The following is a 20,535-nucleotide window of genomic DNA, read 5'->3' as shown; positions in this document are numbered from 1 at the left end:
GGCGCTCGGCCGTGTTCCGCGTACCCGTCAGCGCGTCCCCGCACCGGAACCCCGCGCCGGAACGCCGCTCTGACCATGCCTCAACCTCTCGCACACGGACGGGAGTCCGGCGGCGAACTCGTGCCGAGGGCATTGACTCACCGGACTCCCACTGGTTGAGTGGCTCATCCACTGAGCCACTGGAGGACGGCGTGGAGTCCCTGCCCCGCGAAACCCTCGTAGACGCCCTGGAGAGCCGGCTGCGTGAGGACATCCTCACCGGGCGCCATCCGGCGGGCGGCTATCTGCCGCCCGAGCGCACGCTCGCCGACGGCTACGGAGTCACCCGCACCACCCTGAAGCACGCGTTCGGGCGTCTGATGCAGGCCGGACTCCTGGAGACCCGGCACGGCGTCGGCACCCGCGTGCGCGACTACCTGCGCCTGGGCGGCGCCGACCTGCTGCCGATGCTCGTACGGCACAGCCCCGACTGGCTCGGGGAGGTGTTCGAAGTGCGTCGTAGCATCGGAGCCCTGATCGCCGAACGCGCGGCGGGCCGGGCGAGTGAACGGCAGCGCACCGAACTGGCCGCCCTGCTGGCGGCCGTGGGGGAGGCGGCGGACGCGGACGCCGTACAGCTGGCGGACGTCGAGGTCCACCGGGCCCTGGCGCGCGCCACCGGGAACCGCGTCTACGTCCTGCTCACCAACACCCTCTTCAACGCCTACCTTCCCGTGCGCGCCGCACTGAGGGCACCGTTCACGGACGCCGGGGTGGCCCGGGGGCGCCTGGAGCCCGTGGTCGCCGCGGTGCGGTCCGGCGACGAGGCCGGCGCCCGGCGAGCGGCCGAGCAGTACCTGACCGTCACCGAGCGGATCATGCTGGAGGGCCTCGCGTGAGCGCGGCCACGACCTCACGCACCGGCACCGACGGACACCCGGCCGGGCGCGGCACCGTCTTCAGCGAGACGATGCTCGGCACGCTGCGGCTCGACGACGAGCACCGGGTCCGCCGCGTCCGCCTGGACCTCACGGTGTCGGCGGACCGGGTCATGCGGCTGTGGGGCACGACCGAGGCACGGGCCGAAGGCCGGGTACGGATCAGCGGCTGGTCCGACGACGCGGGCGCGCGGGGAGAGCTGGAGATCTCGCCCCTCGCCCGGCGCCGCATCCGCTACCGCGTCGAGTTCACCGCCGACGGCCGCCGCCTCACCCTCGACGGCTGGAAGTCCGTCTCCGCGCGCAGGCCCGTGGCCTCGATGACCGTGCTGCCGTACACCCTCCACGAGGACGGCACGCCGATCGGCACCGGTACTCTCCGCTTTCCGCTCGGCACACAACTCCTGCCGTTCCTGGCCAGTTTCCGCTTCCCGCGGTCGCGGCGGCCGGGCGCGTTCGTCAGGCCCCGCTGGCGCGGTGAGCCCGGCCGCACAGAGGTCTGGTACACCACCGTCACCGACCCGGACACCGGCAGCGGACTGTGGCTGCACCACGAACTGACCGCGCCCGCCGACGGTTCGCAGCCGTACGCGCACGGCTGGGCCGCTGTGTTCCCCGAGGACGGCCCCGTGCGGCACGCCCGGTTCGGCCCCGCCCGGTGGTCTCGCGCGGAGAGCGGCTTCAGAGCCGGCGAGGTCACCGTCCGGCCCGGGCGCCTGTCCGGATCGGCGGACGAAGGCGCCCTGCACTGGGACATCGCCGAACGCCCCGGCGGCGCGCCGCTGTTCACCTTCCCCCGCTGGTGCTGGCGCCACCCGCTGCTGCCCGCCGCGCACATGCTCCCGGCCGCGCGGTCCCGGTACGACGGGACCTTCACGCACGACGGCAGGACGCTGACGCTCTCCGGGGCCCCGGGCGCGTCGGCCCGCATCTACGGCCACGGCAACGCCCGCCGCTGGGCCTGGCTGCACGCCGACCTCGGCGGCGGGGACGTGCTGGAGATCGTCGCCGCCGTCTCCACGCGTCCGGGACTGCGCGGGCTGCCTCCCGCGGTCTTCCTCCGGCTGCGCCGCCACGGCCGCGACTGGCCCCGCCGCCCCGAGCGTGCGGCAGCCGGCTGGGCCGGAGCGGGGCGCTTCCGGGCCGACACCACCCTGCCCACGTGGACGGTCACCGGCCGCACCGCCCTGCGCCGCATCCGGGTGGAGGTCACCCAGCCCCCCGACCGCACCCTCGCGCTGGACTACACCGACCCCGACGGCGGGCACGCCACCTGCCGCAACAGCGAGCGCGCCGACGCGCACGTCCTGCTGGAGAGGTGGTGGCTCGGCGGCTGGCGCACCGAGGCCGAGTGGACCCTGGACGGCACGGCGCACGCGGAGGTGGGCACGCGATGAGTCACACCGGCCTCGTGGCCGCCCTCATCGCCGACGACGGCACGACCGACTGGCCCCGCCGGGTCCCCGACCGCCTCGAGACGGTCCTGTCCGCGATGCCGGCCGCCGCCCGGGCGGGCTTCCTGGCCGCGGCAGGCGCGGTGGACGCCTACGCCCTGGCCCGTACGGGGCGGACCCTGGCCCGGCTCACCGCGCTCGAACGGCAGTCCGTGCTGGCCGGACTGGCCGCACGACCGGCGCTCCTGCCGCTGCTGGACCTCCTCAAGGTGCCCGTCCTGCTGTCGGCCGGTACCGAGCGCATGCTCGACGGCGGACCACCGGCGGGCACCCTCACGCGCGCGGATCCCCCGCTCGACCTGACGCCCGCGTCCGCCTGGCCGTCCCGCTCCACCGCCGACGCCGTCGTCATCGGCTCGGGAGCGGGCGGGGCCGTGGCCGCGCGGACCCTGGCCAGGGCGGGACTCGACGTCGTCGTTCTCGAAGAGGGGAGCCACCACTCCACCGAGTCGTTCGGCCGGCGCGCGCCCCTGGACCGGTTCACCGAGCTGTACCGGGACGGCGGAGCGACCTTCACCATCGGCAGTCCGCCGCTGCTGCTGCCGGTGGGCCGCGCCGTCGGCGGCACCACCCTCGTCAACTCCGGCACCTGCTACCGCACCCCTGACCACGTCCTGTCCCGGTGGAGCAAGGACTTCGGATGGACGCCGGCCGACGACTTCGGCCGTCACCTGAACGAGGCCGAACGCACCCTGCGGGTGGCCACCCAGCCCCTCGACGTCCTGGGTGCGAACGGCCGCGTCGCACTCGCCGGCGCCCGCGCACTCGGCTGGCGGGCCGCGCCGCTGCGACGCAACGCGCCCGGCTGCCGGGGCTCCTGCCAGTGCGTGGTCGGCTGCCCGACCGGCGCCAAACAGAGCGTCCAGCTTTCCGTGCTGCCCGACGCCTGCGCCGCCGGGGCCCGCATCGTCACCGAAGCGCGGGTGGAGCGCATCCTCGTCGACCCGGACCGCCCCGGAGGCCCTCGCGCGGCAGGGGTGCGCGTCAGGCGGGAGCGGGACGGCGGATTCGACATCCTCGCGCCCCTGGTCGTCGTCGCGGCGGGTGCCCTGCAGACCCCGCAGCTCCTGCGCCGCTCGGGACTGGGCGGACACCCCCGCCTCGGGCACAACCTCAGCGTCCACCCCGCCACGAGCGTCGCGGGGCGCTTCGCCGAACCCGTCACGGCCTGGCAGGGCGTGCTGCAGAGCGTCGGCGTGGAGGAGCACCACGACGCGGGCATCCTCATCGAGGCCACCGCCACCCCACCCGGCATGGGCTCCTTCGTCCTGCCCGGAGCGGGCGGCGAGCTGCGCCGCGAACTGGAGGACGCCGGCCGGCTCGCCACGCTCGGGGCGATGATCGCCGACAGGCCCGGCGGCCGCGTCCTGGGCCGCCACGGCACCGCGGTCCGCTACCACCTGGACCGCCGCGACGCCGGCCGTCTCCTGCGGGCCGTCCTCGCCATGGGCGAGCTGCTGTTCGCCGCGGGCGCCGAGGAGGTGCTCACCGGTATTCCGCGCACGCCCCGCGTACGGAGCCTCACCGAGCTGCGCGACGTGGTGGCCGGCACCGGTGCGCGCCGGCTCCACCTGTCGGCGTACCACCCCACCGGCACGGCCGCCGCGGGCGCGAGCCCGCAGCGCTTCCCGGCCGATCCGCAGGGCCGGCTCCGCGGTGTGCACGGCGTGCTGATCGCCGACGCGTCGGTGCTCCCCAGCTGCCCGCAGGTCAACCCCCAGCTGACCGTCATGGCGGCGGCCATGGCGATCACAGAGAATCAAACGAAGGCCATTATGTCCCGATAAGATACCTTTGTGATCAGCACCGGACGGCTTCGCCGTCACCGCACTGCGTACGGTGGCCGACGCGAGACGGTACCGCTGTCCCCGATGATCCTCGCGGTCGTCATCACCTGCCTGGCATTCGCCACCCCGAGGGAGATCGCCTTCAGCCGCCTGCTGCCCGCCGCGCCCGCCCTGGCCGCCGCGATGTGGCCCGTGGTCCCGACGATCCTGCTGGGCGTGTTCTGCCTGCTCGCCATGGTCAGCCTCAGCCTCTTCTACACCGACCTGGGCACGCCCTACACGGCCGCCGCGATCGTCGTCGTCACCCTGGTGGCCGCCTACACGAGCCGTCTGCGGCTCCACCGGGAGGAGATGCTCCTCCAGGTCCGGCTCGTCGCCGACGCGGCGCAGAAGGTGCTGCTGCGCCCGCTTCCGTGCCGCATCCAGGACGTCGACATCGAGTCGCTGTACCTGGCAGCCCAGGAGCAGGCCCGGATCGGGGGCGACTTCTACGAGGTCGCCGACACCCCCTACGGGGTCCGGCTGCTCATCGGCGACGTGCGGGGCAAGGGGCTGTCGGCGGTCGGGGCGGCCGCGGCGGTGATCAACTGTTTCCGGGAGAACGCCTACGACCAGCCCGACCTGAAGAGCGTCATCCACCGCCTGGAGACCAGCATCCGCCGCTACAGCGTCTCGAGCCTCGACCCGGACCGGCCGGAGCATTTCGCCACCGCGCTGATCGCGGAGATCCCGCCCGGCGGCGGACAGGTCAGGATCCTCAACTGCGGACACCCACCGCCGATGCTGATCCAGGACGGGAGGATCCGGGTCCTGGAGCCCACCGCCGCCTCGCCGCCCCTCAACCTCGCGTCACTCCTCGGGGACGACTACTGCGTCGACACCGTCTCCTTCGCCCCGGGCGACCAGATACTGCTCTACACCGACGGGGTGACGGAGACCCGGGACCGCACCGGCACGTTCTTCCCGCTGCCGGACTGGATGCGGCGGACCGGTCCCGCGCCTCCCCGCGAACTGCTGGACCGCCTCCACCGGGACCTGCTCCACTACAGCGGCGGACGGCTCGACGACGACATCGCGGCCGTCGCGGTGCGCCGCAGGCACACCGGCATGCACGGCATCACCCGGTGACCGTGGCTTCCTCGTACTGGCCGAGGAAACGGAAGCGGCCGCCCGCCGTCCGGTAGAGGTACAGCGCCCGCATGGTGTACCCGGTGCTGGACGAGGTGTAGCGCAGCCGTTTGGTGATCCCCCGGTAGTCGGTCTCGCGCAGCCGTCCCGCGATCGCCCCCCGCTCGGCACGTGACGCGCCCAGCGCCGCCATCGCGCCGGCCACGAACAGTGTCGCGTCGTAGGCCTCCGCGGAGTACCAGGGCGGAGCGGCACCGAAGCGCTCCCGGTAGGCGGCGACGAAGGGCTTCGCGGCCGTCACACGGGCCGGGTCGAGGAAGGCGGCGGCGAAGACCCACCCGTCGGCGGCGTCGCCGGCCGAGGCGAGGAAGCGCGGGTCGAGGGCGCGCTGGGTGGCCAGCCGGGCCCCGGAGAAGCCGGCGGCGCGCAGCGCGCGCGCCAGCTCCGCCGCGCGTGCGCACCCGCCGGCGAACACCACCGCGTCGGCCTCCGCGGCGGTCACCGACTCGGCGAGAGCGCGGAAGTCGCCGGCCCCGTCCGCCCCGGCGGCGAGGGTGCGCCGGATCGTGGTGCGCCGTGCGGACCGGAGGCCGTCGGCGACGCCGGCGCAGACCTCCCAGCTGAAGTCGCCCTCGGCCGCGTCGTCGATCAGCACTGTCCTGCGTGTCCGGACGGTGCGGACGAGGTAGGCGACCAGCGGTTCCGGCAGGTTGCGGTCGGGGGGACGGGTGGCCGCGTACGCCCGGTACTCGCGGGCTGACGCCCCGTCGAGCCCGACCGACACGCTGACCATGGGGAGCAGCGCTCGCGTGTACTGCTGGAGGACGGCCTCGGCGCACGCGTCGGTGGTCGGCCCGATCACGGCGCGGACCCGGGCGTCGGCGGCGAGCTGCCGCGCGATCCGCCGCGCCCGGGCCGGGCTGCCCCCGTCGTCGTGCACCTCGAGGGCGAGGCTCAAGCCACGGTCGGCACGGGCGTTGAAGTGGTCGACGGCCAGCCGGACGCCGTTCTCCTGCGCCCGCCCGGCCGGCTTGTCGCCCCCGGTCAGGTCCGCCTGCAGGGCGAGCACCAGTCGCGGAAGCGGTGTGCCGCCGCCTGGCGCCGAGGCGTGGCCGGAGCGGCCCGCCGTCAGCCGCACCGCCGTGGCCCCCGCCGCCACCACCCCGGCGACCGTGCCCAGCACCAGGAGGCGGCGCCGCGTGGCTCCCCTCGGCGGATCTTCCCAGCCGGGCACCGTGTCGACGCCCGCGGGTGTGCCGGACACCTCGGTCGCGTCGACCGCCGGCAGGGCGAGGACGGCGGCCGAACGGCGCGCGATCAGCCCGGTGAGCGACTCGGGCAACCAGCCACCGGCGCCGCCCCCGCCGTCCAGAGCCGTCTGTATCCCGGTCACGGTGGGGCGCGCGCCGGGCTCCTTCGCCAGGCAGTCCCGCAGCAGCGACAGCAGTGACGCCGGTACGCCGTCCAGATCCGGTTCGTCGTGGACCGTACGCACCAGCACCTCGGCCGCGGAGTCCCGGCCGAAGGGGCGTACGCCCGCCGCGGCGAACGCCAGCAGACAGCCGAGGGAGAAGACGTCGCTGGCCGGCCCGATCTCCCTGCCCCGCCCCTGGGCCTGCTCGGGGGAGAGGAATCCGGGGGAGCCGACCACCATCCCGCTGGCGGTCAGCGCGGTGTCCTCCGGCATCCGCGCGATACCGAAGTCGATCATCCGGGGCCCGTCGACCGCGAGCAGCACATTGCCGGGCTTGACGTCCCGGTGCACCAGACCGGCCCCGTGCACGGCGCCCAGCGCCTGCGCGAGCCGGGCGCCCAGGAACCGCACCGAGGCGCCCGGCAGCGGACCGTACGCCTCGACCGCCTCCGCCAGTGAGGGGCCGGGCACGAAAGCCGTGGCGAGCCACGGCGACTCCGCCTCCGGGTCCGCGTCGAGCAGCGGCACCACCCAGGGGCTCCGGACCCGGCCGGCCGTCTCCACCTCACGGCGGAAACGGGCCCGGAAGCCCGGGTCGCCCGCGTGCGCGGCGCGGATGACCTTCACCGCGACCAGCGAACCCCCCGCGGACCGGGCCAGGTACACCACACCCATGCCCCCCGTGCCGAGCCGGCGCACCAGCCGGTAGCGCGCGATCCGGGCCGGGTCGGCACCGCGCAGCGGCTCCATCAGCGGCCCCTCAGGCGGACGCCTGGAAGGGCGCCACGCCCTGGTACGCGAACCGGCCGCCGACGACCTTCCACAGATAGACCCCCGTGCCGTCGACGGCCAGGCGCCCGGTGGCCTTGTCGAACGCGAAGTTCCTGGTGATCCCCCGGTACGTCGCCGAGCGCAGCGCCGCAGTCAGGTTCCGGCGGGTGACGTGCCCGGCGGTCAGCGCGGCGAGACTCCGCACGGCCAGCCGCGCGACGTCGTACGCCTCGACGGCGTACCGCTCCGGCTCGGTGTCGAACCGCTTGCGGTAGGCGGCCGCGAACGCCTTGGCCTCGGGCGCGACGGACGCGTCCATGACGGGGGCGACGACCACCCAGCCGTCGGCCGCGTCCCCGGCGGCCGACAGGAACCGGGCGTCGAGCACTCCCTGGGCGCCGGCCCGGGCTCCGGGGAAGCCGCGGCCGCTCAGTTCACGGGCGAGCAGCGCGGCCCGGTCGTGGTAGCCGGCGAAGACCACCGAGTCCGCGCCGCCGTCGAGCAGGGCGTCGAGGGTCGGCCCGAAGTCGGTGCGCAACGCGCTGACCACCTTCGGCACGGCAGGCCGTCCGTCCTTCCGCAGGATCGTGGTCAGGGTACTGCTGAGCTCCCAGGCGTACGCGTCCGCCGCGCGGTCGTCGACGATCCCGACCGTGCGGGACTTCGCCGTGCCACGCAGGTACGCGTTGAGATAGAACGGCAGGATCGTGTCCGTCACGCGGGCTTGGAGGAGGGAACGGCTGCCCGTCACGGTCAGCGCGGTGGCGCCGGGCGACACCGCGATGAGAGGCAGCGACGCGGCGTCGTACGTGGCGAGCGCGGCCAGGGCGGTGGCATCCGTGGTCGGACCGATCACGGCCAGCACGGAGGGGTCGGCGACCAGCCGCCGCGCCGCGCCGGGCGCCCTGGCCGGATCGCCGCCGTCGTCCTCGGCCCTCACCGCGAGGGTGAAGGGCCTGCCCCTGCGGGAGTTGAACTCCTCGACCGCGAGCCGCAGGCCCCGCTCCTGGGCCCGTCCGGTCGCCCGCTGATCGCCGCTCAGGTCGGCGTGCAGGCCGATCGTGTGCACGGTCGCGGTGGCCTTCCCGCCGGTGGCGGAGCCGTTCCTCCTCCCGTCACCGGAGAGCGCGGCCCAGGCGATCAGCCCGCCTGCGGCTGAGACGGCCACCGCGCCGCCGGTCAGGAGGAGGAAGCCGCGCCTGCCGGCGGCCCGGTCCGACGGCGCTCCGGCCGCGTCGTCCGCGACCGTGGTGCCGCCGGACACGGAGTCGATCTCCGTGTCGTCTGCGGCGGGCAACGCGAGCCCGTGGGCCGACCGTTCGGCGATCAGCCTGGTCAACGGCTCGGGCAACCAAGCCTCTTCACCGGGCCCCTGTTCCCCGGGTTCCGCAGGACGCACCGCCCGCAGAACCTCCCTCGGGTCGGGAGGTGCGGTGGCCGCCAGAGCCTGCGACACCGCCTCGGCAGTGGGCCGCAGCCGCGGATCCTTCTCCAGACAGCCGCCCACCACCTCGGCGAGTGCCTGCGGGACGCCCTGGAGATCCGCGGCGTCGTGCACCGTGCGGTACAGCAGAGCGGCCGGCGAGCCGGTACCGAACGGGAGCCGGCCGGTGGCCGCATGGGCCAGCAAACAGCCCAGCGAGAAGATGTCACCGGCCGGCCCGGGCTCCCCTTGGCCCCGGGCCTGTTCCGGTGCCAGGAAGCCCGGGGTGCCGACCACGACACCGGTCGAGGTGAGCGCGGTGTCCCGGGGGTCCCGCGCCACACCGAAGTCGATCAGCCGGGGGCCGTCGACCGCCAGCAGCACGTTGCCCGGCTTGACGTCCCGGTGCACGAGACCGGCGCCGTGCAGGTCCCGCAGCGCCTCGGCGAGCCGTGCCCCCAGCACACGCAGGCTCCGCACGGGCAGCGCACCGTGCTCCGCGACGGCCTCACCGAGCGAGGGTCCGGGCACGAACTCCGCGGCCAGCCAGGGCTGCGGCGCGTCCGGGTCCGCGTCGACGAGGGACGCCACCCACGGGCTCGTCACCCGGCGCGCCGTCTCCGCCTCCCGCCGGAAACGTTCCCGGAAGTCGCCGTCCTCGGCGTGTTCCGCCTGGATCACCTTCAGCGCGACCAGTGCGCCGCCCGCCGAGCGGGCCAGGTACACCACACCCATGCCGCCCGCGCCGAGGCGACCGAGCAGCCGATGACCCGCCAGCCGCGACGGGTCCGAACCGAGCAACGGCTCCATCACTTCTCCTTCAGCCGCTGCTTGACGCGCGCCAGCATCCGGCCGAGGGCGGTGCTTCCCAGCTCTTGCAGGTCCTGCGCGGCGTTTCCCCTGGCGCCGGTCACGGAGACGGCCACCACGACCGTCCCCAGCCGGGCGACCATCCACTGGTACGGCTGCGCGGCGCCGCCCCGCTCGACGTAATGACCGGTCTCCAGCACGGAGTCGTCGGCGTACTGCTGCTCGCGGGCGCCGAACGGGGTGCCGAGGGAGCTGAGGCCCGTGATCCGCGCGTCGTCCCGTGGCCGCTGTTCCGGGCAGCGCAGCGCTTCCTCCAGGGTGGTGCTGAGCTGTTCGTCGGCGCCGACGGCGGAGGAGTGCACGGTGGCCGCGGCCGTCACCCTGACCGCGCCCTCGCCCCTGTCCTTGCCGTCGCCCGCGGGCCGCAGGCTGTAGCGCGACAGACTGGCGAGAACACCGCGGGGAGCCTTACGCCGTTCCCAGCGGCAGCCGTCGTCCAGCACGGCCCAAGTGCCCGGGGCGCTCGCGGCCGGGTCCTGGGCCACGTAACCCCGCCCCCAGTCGTCCGGCGCGAACACCACCGAGTCGACGAGGCGCTGCCCGTCCTCGGAGGTCCTGGGCACGAGGGAGGCGTCGGGGGTGAAGACGGGAGCGGGCGGGGAGCCGCCCGGCTGGTGTCCCGCTGAACCCGGCGGCGCGGTGCGCGCGGGCGCCCCGTTCCGCCGCGCGGACCCGCCGTCCGCTCCCGGCGCCGAACAGCCGGCCATCAGACCCCCCGCCACCAGGACGGCCACCCAACTCGTCCGCACACCCCCGGTGTTGCCTCTCACACAGTCCCCTCTGCACCGCTCGATCCGTTCGACTGACCGAACATAGACGGCGGCAGGAGAAGCGGCCTCAGTGAAAACACGTAACCGGCTACGTGTCGCACACCGGGCACGGTTCAGGAACCGGTGCCCAGTCCGACACGGTTCAAGAGGCCGGCGAGAGCCGCACGGGACGGCACGGACGCCTTGCGGTAGACCGAGGACAGGTGGGTCTCGACGGTGCGCCGGCTGAGGTGGAGCCGGGCGGCGATGTCCTGGTTGCTCAGCCCCCGTGCCACCAGCTCCGCCACTTCCAGCTCACGGGCGGTCAGCTCGGCGAGCTGCGCCGGAACCGCAGGCGTGGGCCCCGCCGCCATCACCTGGGGGCGGATCAGCTCGGCCAGGTCCACCAGCAGGCGGGCGCCCCCGGCCACGGCGAGCCGGTGGGCCCGCTGCCACATCGCCGCGGCGCGCGCCCCCTGCCCGGTGCGCTGCACGAGCGGCGCCGCCCGCAGCAGGGAGTACGCCTCCCACAGCGTCTGGCCGCAGCGGGCGTACTCCTGCGCCGCGGCGTCCAGGAGCCGCACGGCCCTGCCGGTGTCGCCCTCGTGCTCGGCCAGCGTCGCCTCGGCGCGCAGGGCGGCCGCGCGCTGACCGCCGAGGCCGAGCCGGTCGGCCTCACGCGTCGCCTGCGCGACCCAGCGGCCGGCCGCCGCGGTGTCACCGGCGGCGAGCGCCGCCGCCGCGAGGGTGTCGAGCTGGCCCGGACGGATCGACGGCTGCAGCAGGGGCAGTCCAGGGCCGCCGCCCGCCGTGGTGATGGCCTCCTGGGCACCGTGGGGGTCGCCGCTCACGAAGGTCGCGTGCCCGAGCATGCACCAGGCCAGCGACGACCACCAACCCCGGCTCCGGCCCGCCGCGGCGGTGGCCTCGGTGCCGGCGGACAGGGCGCTGCCGTCCCCCAGCGGGCGGGCCAGCAGCAGTGCCAGCGTCTTGATGGCCAGAACGAACCCGAGGAGGTCGTCACTGCCCGCGGCCCGGGCGATGGACTCCGCCTCCTCGGCCGCCTCCAGCGCGGACGGCAGACGGCAGGTGGTGACGTGGAGGAAGGCCTTGCATGCCAGCAGATGCGGCAACACGTGGAGCTGCCCGCCCCGGCGGGCTATGCCGAGCCCTCGCACGATGTGCCGCTCGGCGTCACCGTAGCGCTCCAGCACGGTTTCCGCCCACGCCAGCCAGACCAGCGCCTCGCACAGGTCCGCGAGACCCGGGTCGGTCAGCGCGTCCGCCAGGGCTCCGGCGGCGTCGGCGAAACGGGTGGCCGCCTCGGTCTCGCCCTCGTAGGCCTCGCCCAGGGCGGCCAGGGCCAGCGCCGCCGCCTCAGCGGCGGCGTCGTCGTCGGCCCGTGCGACGGCCACGGCCCGCGCGACGTCGTCGCGGGCCTTCGGATAGGACGCGGTCAGCAGGGCGGCCATGCCGAGGGCCAGCCGCAGCGAGACCGACTGGGCGGGGGACGGGCCGGGATCCCGCGCGAGCTCCCGGCGCAGCAGGGCGGCGGCCTCGGGGGAGTGGCCGAGGTGCCGCTCCATCACGGCGCACTGGGCGACGGCTCGCGTACGCAGATCGGGGTGGCTCTTGCCGGACGTCTCGATCAGCGCGTGCAGCAGGTCCCGGCTCTCCCGGAGATTCCCGCTGACGCCCAGGGCGCGGGCGCGCTCCAGGACCAGTTCACCGCGTCGCGTGACACGGTCGGGGGTGTCCGGCATATGGGTGAGCACGACGTCCAGCAGATGGGCCGCCGTGCCCGGCGCCGTCGACGCGAAGCGCGCGGCGGCCTCGACGAGCACCTCGGCGGCGTGCGGGTCCCAGCCGGTCAGCGACCGTGCGACATGGTGGGCCCGCTCGGTGGCGGGAGCGCCGGCGCGGGCCAGTTCCCGCGCCGCCGCGCGGTGGATCCCGGCACGCCGGCCGGGGGCGGTCGACTCGTGGAGCAGGGCCCGCACCAGGGGATGACGCAACCCCCAACGGCCCCCCGGCCCCGCGCGCAGCAGATCCCGCTCCGCCAGGACGCCGGTGAGGTCCTCCACGGCTCGCGAGGACAGCCCGGTCGCCGCGGCCAGCATCGAGGCGGTGGCGTGATCACCGAGTGCCGCCACCGCCTCGACGACGTGCCGCTGCGGCCCGGTGAGCGTGGCCAACTCGTCGAGCAGCAGCGCCGCGAGGCCGCCGGGCAGACCGGCTGTGTCCAGGGCGTCGGAGTGGAGGCCGGCGGTGAGGCCGCGCGGCGGCGGCCCCGTGCGGTACGCGTGCACCAGGGCGAGCAGGTACAGGGGGTTGCCCCCGCTGGCGGCGTGCAGCTGCCTGGCCCGCTCCTCGGGAACGGAGGGGCCCAGCGCGAGGACGGAGTCCCGCTCGGAAAGCGGCTGCAGGTCGAACTGCAGCACGGCCCCACCGTCGGCGCCGCGCATCAGCGCCGCGGCCAGTGACGTGGGCGTCTGCCGCACCCGCCGGGCCAGCACGAGCAGGACGCGCCCCCGCGCGGGGTGCCGGATCAGGTGGTCCACGAGCTCACGCGACGCGGGATCGGCCCAGTGCAGGTCGTCCAGGGCGAGCACCAGGCCACGCTCGCCCAGTTCCGTCAGACACGAGGCGACCGTCGCGTGAAGCCCGAAGCGCACGGAGGCACTCGCGGTGAGGCCGTCGCCCGGCGCCTCCCGGATGCCCGAAAGCATCGAGCGCACCTCGGTGAAGGCCGGCCCCACGGCCGTCCCGGCGGCGTCCGCGTCGGCGAACGCGTCGGTGAACAGATGGAGGGGCACATGCTGTTCGTACTGGGCGGCCCGGCCACGCAGCACGGTGAACCCGGCCCGGCGGGCCCTCGCGCACACCTCGTCGAGCAACCTGCTCTTGCCGATACCCGGTTCACCGGCGATGTCGACGACCTGGGGCGCTCCCGACCGCCCCAGACCTGCGAGCAGGTCGTCCAGCCGCGTGAGTTCCGACGATCTGCCAACCAGTCCCGCCACGCCCTCGTCCCCCCGGTGACCCGCTCGTCCACGTCGGTGTTCGCTTCCCCGCAGCTCACCCTAAGGGGCGGGGAAGCCGGCGACGTCCATGCGCACGGCACCGTCCGTGCCCGCCGTACTCATCCGGTCTCGTCGCGGAGGTACTCGGTGAGGGCCTTGCCCGGCCGGAACGCCGCCGCGCCGTCGTCGGTGGCGTGGAAGCTGCCGAAGCTGCCCAGGGCGACCGTCTGCTGGGCTTTGAGCGCCTCGGCGATCGTCCCGGGATGCTCCACCGTGCCGAAGAGCGCGTCGAGGACCTGGTCGACGTCCTCAGCGGCGAATTGCCGGCCGTCCGAGTACTGGGCGGTGCGGCGAGCGGTCACTTCGGTCAGTCGCGCTTTGTCCATGGTCACATTTCCCGGTCGCATCGGCGTGGCGGTTCAGCTGCTCCCACCATCGAGGCAGACCACGCCGACCGCATCCGGACGGCCGTCTGGATGCCCGCTCCGGCCCGCGGGGCCGGGCGCCCCTGCCCGGCCGCCGTTCCCGGCGGTGTCGGGGTGCCGCTCCCCCCATCCGAGCGGCACCCCGCCGCCGAGGCCGTCGGTGGTGCACCGAGTGGGGGAACCCGGAGCAGTGACGACAGCGGCGGCCTTACCGGCGGCAGGGCGGTACTCCTGGCCGGGAACTCCGGTGGGCATCATGTGCGTGATGGGAATGCCTCACCTGCCTTGGATAGTGCTGTGCCGCACAACGGCTGTCAACTATCGTTTCGGTAAATGAACGATCGTTGAAAGACCATGCCCCGGGCGGCGTCCGCTACTTCAGCGGTATGCCCGCGTCGCGCATGCGCTGACGTTCCTCCTCCGTGAACGTCGGTCCGCTCGGCCGGGGACGCAGCGGGCCGATCACCGCGGCGAGGAGCACGTCCGGTCGTACCAGGCCGGCCGGTGGCGCCTTGAGGGTCAGGACGTCGGTGAGAGCGGTGGCGACCCGGAAGTTGCCCGTCGCGGTATGCGACAGCCGGCCTACGTAGCGGTGCAGGAGCCGGTCGGCGACGGTGGGCCGGTGCCCCTGGGTGGCGGGGTAGCGGATGTCCTGCCCGACGGCGAGCGACCACGCGACGTCCACGGGGCGGGCGATGGCCCGCTGGGCCCGCCGGGCCAGGCCCTGGGACAGTCCCGAATCGGCCGTCAGCCGCCGCAGTGCCAGCGCCCCTTGGGCCGCCACCGACATGCCGTGACCGTAGACGGGGTTGAACGCGGCCACGGAGTCTCCGAGGGCGATCAGCCCCTCGGGCCAGACTCTGAGGCGTTCGTAGTGGTGGCGCTGGTTGACCGTGGTGTGCGTGACGGTGACGTCGGTGAGGGGTTCGGCGTGGGCCAGCAGATCGGCCACGACGGGGTGGCGCAGGCCGCGCGCGTAGGCGGCGAAGTCCGCGGGGTCGCGGGTGGGGTGCATGCCCGGCGGGCCGGAGAGACTGACGTGCCAGCGGTTCCCCTCGATGGGGACGATGCCGCCGGCCGCACCCGGCCGCCGGGGGTCGGGCGGCACGTTGACCACGGGCCAGTCGCGCGTGCAGACCGGTGCCCGGTAGATCCTGCTCGCGTAGGCCAGGCCGGAATCGATGCGGCTCTCGGCCGGCCCGTCGACGCCCAGTTCGGTCAGCCACCGCGGCGTGCGCGTCGACCGGCCCGAGGCGTCGATCACGAGGCGGGCGGCCAGCTCGGATTCCGTGCCGTCGGGGGTCCGGAGGCGGACGCCGGTGACCCGGTCAGCGCCGCCGAGCAGGCCGGTGACCCTGGTCCGTGAGCGGAAGGCGATCCGCGGGTCCTCGCCGATGCGCGACCGGAGGACGGAGTCGATCAGATCGCGGCTCGCGGCGATCAGGTACTGGGTGCTGTTCTGCCAGCGGCGGTACCAGCCCTCGGGGGAGTAGTAGACCATGTTCGTCGTCATGGGGACCCGGTTGGCTCCGGCGGCCAGCAGCCGATCGGCCGTGCCGGGCAGCAGCGCCTCGATCGCGTCCATGCCGCCCGAGAGCAACGGGTGGATGTGCGCGGCCTGCGGGACGCCGGCGCGTGGCTCGGGCCCGGACGGCAGCTCGTGCGCTTCGACGATCTCCACGCTCTCGACGCTGTCCCTGACGGCGGCCGCGGCGAGCATCCCCGCGAGGCTCCCCCCGATGACGACGGCACGGGTGGGTGCCCGATGAGGTTCGGTCATGACGGCTGCTTTCTCTGCGGGGCACCGGGGTGCTCACGAAGGCTCGACAGTACGGGCGAGGACAGGGCCCGTGACAAGGGAACCAGGGCACCGGGACGCCAAGGCCCGGCCGCGGGGGTCCCCGCAAAGCCGTCGCCCGGTCGGTGCCGTCGTCTGCAGGCGGCCACGACCATCGCCGCTTCCGCTGCCGCTTCCGCGTCCGCCTCTTCGTGGCCGTGGTCGAGTGCGGCACGACGTACCTGCTCGTGCACCGCGGTGTCGTAGTACGGAACCAGCGCGAGAAGAGCGTCGTAGATGCTGGTCTTCCGGCGGGTCAGCCGCACCGCCGGCGAGGACCACCAGGGCAGTGAGGTACGTGTCGCGCCCGGAGTGGGCACGTGTTTCAGCTCGCGCCACAGCGGGCCGAGTTCTCGCAGCTGTGTCACGGACCGCACCGATCGGGCCACCCTGGACCCGGCGAGAGGAAGCCCGAAGCCGCAGACGACGAGCGCGGCGGACGGGGCAGCGGCTTGCGGAGCCACCTGGTCGACGAGGAAGGACCACCGGTGGCCTGTCCAACGGCCGTACACAGCCACTAGTTTGATGACGTCGTAGCACACGTGGAGCGCGTAGCCCGCGGCCAGGATGCGCAGGCCGGCGCGGAGCAGCCCGGTGACTTCCCTCGACCATCGCCAGCACAGGACGCTCGTCGCCATGGTGCCCACGCCCTGGGCGACGAGGTAGGTCAGGATCATCTCCCGGATGAAGGGAGTGCCGGCGTAGTACCAGTCGAAGAGGGTCAGTTGCTCCACGGGGGCGTGCCCCACCCAGAAGAGGACGTTGATCGCGATGATGGCGAGGCTGTAGGCGGCGATGCACACCCGGGAGGCGCGACGCGTCCGATCAGGCGGTGCCGGGCGCCAGTTGATGATCAGCAGGAGGCTGGCCCCACCGAAGAAGGCCAGTGCCGAGTAGGCGAAAGGGGCCGCGAAGTTGGGTACTCCGGTGACTCGGTTGATCGTCGCGATCGAATCCGGCGCCGCGAAGAAGAAGACCAGCCCGCCGTCGAAGAGCAGCAGCACCACGGCACTCAGCAGCATGTCGCGACCGCGCCGCACGAGCGCGGGGACCTTCACCAGACAGATGAGCAGCAGTGCGGCACCGCAGGTGTAGAAGGCCGTGTTGTCGGGTCCATGGCTCATGGTGGAGAGGAGATCTCCTCGGGGCGGGAAGGGGACAGGGCGGCGGTGACCGGGTCACGGCCTGCGGAAGCGGTGCACCATGGAAACGCGGATACGGTCGGCCAGGAGTTCGGGGTCCGCGAGGGAGCGTGCTTCGGCCAGAGCCTCCTTCATCCCCGTCGCGAATCTGTACCCGAAGAACTCGGCCTCCTCCTCGTGGCGGACCACGTCGGGGTCGTCGGCCCGCAGGGCGACGTGCAGCCCGGTGTCCGTCTGTTCCACGGACGGCGGTCCGGCGGGGTCCGCGTCGCAGATGGACGCCACCACGGTGCGCAGGGCGCCCGGCATCTGCCCTTCCCCGGCGCGTGAGGCGGCTGGACCGTGTCCGGTGAGGGAACCGCAGTGCCCTTCGAACATGTGCCATACCTCATGCCCGATGATGACCAGCTGATGGTCGAGGTCGGTGTTCTCCTCGTAGGCGATCACATCGTGGGAGGCGCGGTCGATCCACAGCCCGCTGGCGATCTCCGGCGGGAATGCCACGGCGTGCAGCCGTACGGGTCGGCCCCGCACCTGTTCGACGGCCCTGCCGACGGCCGCGACGACGTCCTCGTCACCGTCCGGGGCGACGACGGCGGCGAACAGGCGAGCGCTCAGCCTCCGCATCGCCCTCGACCCGGCCCTCACCGGACACCGTCGCTTGCCCCGGCCGCAGCCGACTCCCCGGCCGGCGACCGATGCCTTCCGGCTGACCGGGCACTGGACCATCGCATGTTCATCGGTCTTCGTCGTCGAGTTTCAGCAGGGCCTGCAGTGTCGCGGTGAGCACGTTCCAGCGTTCCGGTGGCAGATCCCGCGCCTGACGTAGCGCGATGCCCCGGACGTCGTCGTATCCCGTCAGCGCCAGGGTCCGCAGATCACCTGAGCCGCCCGGCTCGTCCGCGTCCGGCTGCAGCGCGGCGAGGACGGGCACAAGCGCCCGGTCCAGGGCCTCGGAGGCCGGGGCGGTGAAGAACGCCTCGCCTCCCTCGACTCCGAAGAAGCCCACCAGGCCGTGCAGCAGCTCCACGCTCGGGACCTTCTCGCCGGAACACACCTTCCGTGCCCAGAGCGTGGAGACGCCCAGACTCCGGGAGATGCTGCCGGCGAGGTCCGACATGCGCCTGCCGGAACGCCTCAGATGCGCGTCCGCAAGGGTTTTGACGCGCGCGCGGACCCGGTCGTTGACCGTGTCCTCGGGTGGTTCACCGCCCTGCAGCAGTGTGCGGACGGTGTCCTCGGGCAGGGCGGTCCTGGCTGCCAGCTCAGCGGGGTCGAGCAGGTGTGAGCGTGCGATGCCCTGCTCCTGTATCAGTACCTCAAGGCGTGCGAGCGTCACTGACAGATGCGGGACGGGGACCACCGGGTGCACTCCGAGGACTCGCGGCTGATCGGATTGAGCGTGTGCATGGCACGCTACCGGCAGCCAGGCCCGGGAGCAACGATCGTTTACCGCCTGATTCCCGATCGGTGCGGCACCACGCCTCGGCACCGACCGCTCCCGAAGGCGCGCAACGATCGTTCGCCAGCTGAAAACCATCGTTGACAGTGGATCGCGGGCCATAGCACGATGCTGACGACGGAGCCCGTGCTGACGGATGGTCAACTACCCGCCGGCACCGCGTGATCTCCAGCGATTCCTTTGCGGTTCAACCACCTGGCAGGAGGCTCGCAGATGCGCGCGCCGCAGAACGGGCGTCACCTCACCGACGACCATTTCACCAAAGAGGACGTGGCCGAATTCCACCGTCTGATGGGCGAACTCCTCAGCACGTGCAGGGCGATCGGCGAACAGTACGCACCCGAGGGAGCGTGGGCCCCGTCCACGCCCGGTCTCCTGGAGCAGTTCGGCGAATCCATGCAAGTGATCGCGGACATCTCCCGGCCGGTCAACAAGACGCGTGCCGGCCTGCGCAGGATCGCCGGCAGAGCGCGGCAGCGCCTGTACGAGGACGGCACCGGCCGCGCCGGCCTTTCCCGGTGACTTCCCCGGCGGGGCGTCCGCCACGCCCGGCTGGGTGTCAGAGCATGAGCAGCAGCCGCGTGTTCGGTACGAGCTTGCGGTTGACACTGGTGCTCTGCACGAAGATGGTGAAGTCGTCGTTGTGGTCGGGCTTGACCCGGACCTCCACGTCCGGCAGGCCGAGCAGGGCCCGGGCCTCGGGCCCGGTGTACACGCGGTCCGTCTTCTTCTCCAGCACCGCGATCTGCTTCCGCGACTGGATCTTCTCCGACTTGCTCAGCTGGTAGAACGCGCCCCCGGTACGGTAGGTGTGCCCGGATTCGACCACCCAGTCCCGGATCGCCGTATCACGGGCCACCGGTATCAGCCGGTAGTCCGAGGGGTCGACCGGAGTGAGGCCGGCCGCCTTGATGGTGTCCTGGTTGACCACCTCCGCGCCCGTGGAGAACACGGCGCGCGATCCCCGGATGCCCTTGCTGCGGCCGACCATGAACTTCTCGGTGGCCTGCTGGATGACCTGTCCGGCCTCCTCCAGGCCGTGTGTGCTCGTGGCGTCCCAGATGGCGATGTTGTCCTTCGGGAAGCCGCACTGCATGGCCTCGCGCCTGCCCATCTGGTCCGGCACGAGGACGGCCAGCGTCCAGTTGTCCCGCTGGGTCGCGATCATTGCGGCCACGGCGTCCACCAGTTCACGCGGATCCCTGGTGGATACGTCCGGGCAGCGGTGGCTCGCGTTCTCCTGTCCGTCCGTGAGCACGAACGTCAGAAAGCTGTGGTCGCCGTACAGCTGGGCCGTCTGCGCCAGCTCCTGCTGCGACTTCAGCGCGGCGGCCAGCAGAGCCGTCATCCCGCCGACCCGGTACAGCTGCTTCAGCGACGGCATCCGCAGCACGTCCTTGTCGTAGATGACGCACTCCACCTTGTCCGCGAAGACGTACACCGTGACGCGGGTCTCCTGGTCCAGCTCCCTCGACCGGCGCGCGAGATAGGCGATCTGCTGGTCGGCGACCTCGACGACCTTGCGGCTCAGGTGCGACATGGACGAACTGGCGTCCAGCACGAGCGCGACGTGGTTGATGTAGTTCTGGTTACCGGACATGACGGCTCCCCCTCTTCCCGACTTGGTGCTTCCAGCCTCTCACCCACCACTGACAATCGATCTTGGCTGACCGCGCGGCCGTGCACCCTGCTCGTGCCGGGCGGCGGTGCGGTGCCCGGGCCCGCCCGGACACCGTCCTGGCACGATGGCGGCATGGAACACGTACTCGGTATCGGCGGATACTTCATGCGGTCCGCGGACCCGGCGGCCCTGAGCGCCTGGTACCGCGATTGCCTGGGCCTGGACACCGACGAGAACGGCCTGTGGCGTCAGGCAGGCGGGCCGACGGTGTTCGCCACGTTCGAGTCCGGGACCGACTACTTCGGGTCCCGCACCCAGCAGACCATGCTCAACTTCCGGGTCCGCGACCTGGAGGCCATGCTCGCGCAGCTGCGCGCCAAGGGAGCGGACGTGGCCGGGGAGACGCAGGACGTCGACGGTGTGGGCCGCTTCGGCTGGGTCAGCGATCCGGAGGGCAATCGGGTCGAGCTGTGGCAGCCCGCCTGACCGCGTGGGCACCGGACGTGCCGGCG

At 73.4% G+C, this 20,535-nt stretch carries 16 protein-coding genes; 6 read left to right on the top strand and 10 right to left on the bottom strand.

Annotated features, from left to right (window positions below):
• Positions 1-191: 191 nt before the first annotated feature.
• From IE177_RS20695 to IE177_RS20680, 4 genes are read left to right on the top strand one after another with little or no spacing between them, the layout of a single operon-like run.
• The gene (locus tag IE177_RS20695; protein ID WP_190016818.1) at positions 192-878 is read left to right on the top strand and encodes a FadR/GntR family transcriptional regulator; all 687 of its coding nucleotides are present in this window, start codon (positions 192-194) and stop codon (positions 876-878) included.
• Positions 875-2,314, top strand: coding sequence for a tocopherol cyclase family protein (locus tag IE177_RS20690; protein WP_229816177.1), 1,440 nt, complete (start codon positions 875-877; stop codon positions 2,312-2,314). Before IE177_RS20695 ends, IE177_RS20690 begins: the two co-directional genes overlap by 4 nt.
• Positions 2,311-4,158 (top strand): GMC family oxidoreductase, encoded by a 1,848-nt coding sequence (locus IE177_RS20685; protein ID WP_190016817.1) that lies wholly within the window; start codon positions 2,311-2,313, stop codon positions 4,156-4,158. The genes IE177_RS20690 and IE177_RS20685 overlap by 4 nt, the downstream gene beginning before the upstream one ends.
• A 9-nt stretch (positions 4,159-4,167) precedes the next feature.
• Complete coding sequence (locus IE177_RS20680; RefSeq protein WP_373305126.1) at positions 4,168-5,286, top strand: PP2C family protein-serine/threonine phosphatase; 1,119 nt, start codon at positions 4,168-4,170, stop codon at positions 5,284-5,286.
• Here IE177_RS20680 and IE177_RS20675 read toward each other — a convergent pair.
• The 9 genes from IE177_RS20675 to IE177_RS20635 all read right to left on the bottom strand — a co-directional run bounded on the left by IE177_RS20675 (position 5,276) and on the right by IE177_RS20635 (position 18,279).
• Positions 5,276-7,450, bottom strand: coding sequence for a bifunctional serine/threonine-protein kinase/ABC transporter substrate-binding protein (locus IE177_RS20675; protein ID WP_190016816.1), 2,175 nt, complete (start codon positions 7,448-7,450; stop codon positions 5,276-5,278). The genes IE177_RS20680 and IE177_RS20675 overlap by 11 nt on opposite strands.
• Before the next feature lie 10 nt (positions 7,451-7,460).
• Positions 7,461-9,704, bottom strand: coding sequence for a bifunctional serine/threonine-protein kinase/ABC transporter substrate-binding protein (locus tag IE177_RS20670; RefSeq protein ID WP_190016815.1), 2,244 nt, complete (start codon positions 9,702-9,704; stop codon positions 7,461-7,463).
• Positions 9,704-10,327, bottom strand: a complete 624-nt coding sequence (locus tag IE177_RS20665) for a hypothetical protein (RefSeq protein WP_190016814.1) — start codon at positions 10,325-10,327, stop codon at positions 9,704-9,706. The genes IE177_RS20670 and IE177_RS20665 overlap by 1 nt, the downstream gene beginning before the upstream one ends.
• 320 nt (positions 10,328-10,647) lie before the next feature.
• Positions 10,648-13,536, bottom strand: a complete 2,889-nt coding sequence (locus IE177_RS20660; protein WP_229816176.1) for a helix-turn-helix transcriptional regulator — start codon at positions 13,534-13,536, stop codon at positions 10,648-10,650.
• 119 nt (positions 13,537-13,655) lie between these two features.
• Entirely contained in the window at positions 13,656-13,922 is a 267-nt protein-coding gene (locus IE177_RS20655) for an HU family DNA-binding protein (RefSeq protein ID WP_190016813.1), read from the bottom strand.
• A 412-nt stretch (positions 13,923-14,334) separates the two neighbouring features.
• Positions 14,335-15,741 (bottom strand): NAD(P)/FAD-dependent oxidoreductase, encoded by a 1,407-nt coding sequence (locus tag IE177_RS20650; protein WP_190016812.1) that lies wholly within the window; start codon positions 15,739-15,741, stop codon positions 14,335-14,337.
• Positions 15,738-16,922: an MAB_1171c family putative transporter gene (locus tag IE177_RS20645; RefSeq protein WP_190016811.1), complete on the bottom strand. Its 1,185-nt coding sequence runs from the start codon at positions 16,920-16,922 to the stop codon at positions 15,738-15,740. The genes IE177_RS20650 and IE177_RS20645 overlap by 4 nt, the downstream gene beginning before the upstream one ends.
• A 54-nt stretch (positions 16,923-16,976) precedes the next feature.
• Positions 16,977-17,567, bottom strand: a complete 591-nt coding sequence (locus IE177_RS20640) for a hypothetical protein (protein WP_190016810.1) — start codon at positions 17,565-17,567, stop codon at positions 16,977-16,979.
• Between the two features lie 109 nt (positions 17,568-17,676).
• Positions 17,677-18,279, bottom strand: a complete 603-nt coding sequence (locus tag IE177_RS20635; protein WP_190016809.1) for a hypothetical protein — start codon at positions 18,277-18,279, stop codon at positions 17,677-17,679.
• A 336-nt stretch (positions 18,280-18,615) separates the two neighbouring features.
• On the opposite strand from IE177_RS20635, the gene IE177_RS20630 reads away from it, so the two are divergent.
• Entirely contained in the window at positions 18,616-18,924 is a 309-nt protein-coding gene (locus IE177_RS20630; RefSeq protein ID WP_190016808.1) for a hypothetical protein, read from the top strand.
• A 37-nt stretch (positions 18,925-18,961) separates the two neighbouring features.
• On the opposite strand, the gene IE177_RS20625 is transcribed toward IE177_RS20630, so the two are convergent.
• Positions 18,962-20,002: a vWA domain-containing protein gene (locus IE177_RS20625; protein WP_190016807.1), complete on the bottom strand. Its 1,041-nt coding sequence runs from the start codon at positions 20,000-20,002 to the stop codon at positions 18,962-18,964.
• Positions 20,003-20,155: 153 nt separating this feature from the next.
• Here IE177_RS20625 and IE177_RS20620 point away from each other — a divergent pair, with 153 nt between their 5' ends.
• Positions 20,156-20,509 (top strand): VOC family protein, encoded by a 354-nt coding sequence (locus tag IE177_RS20620; protein ID WP_190016806.1) that lies wholly within the window; start codon positions 20,156-20,158, stop codon positions 20,507-20,509.
• Positions 20,510-20,535: the final 26 nt, after the last annotated feature.

The organism is Streptomyces lucensis JCM 4490 (assembly GCF_014650035.1).
Lineage (GTDB): Bacteria > Actinomycetota > Actinomycetes > Streptomycetales > Streptomycetaceae > Streptomyces > Streptomyces lucensis.
This window is presented reverse-complemented; position numbering and strand designations above follow the sequence as displayed.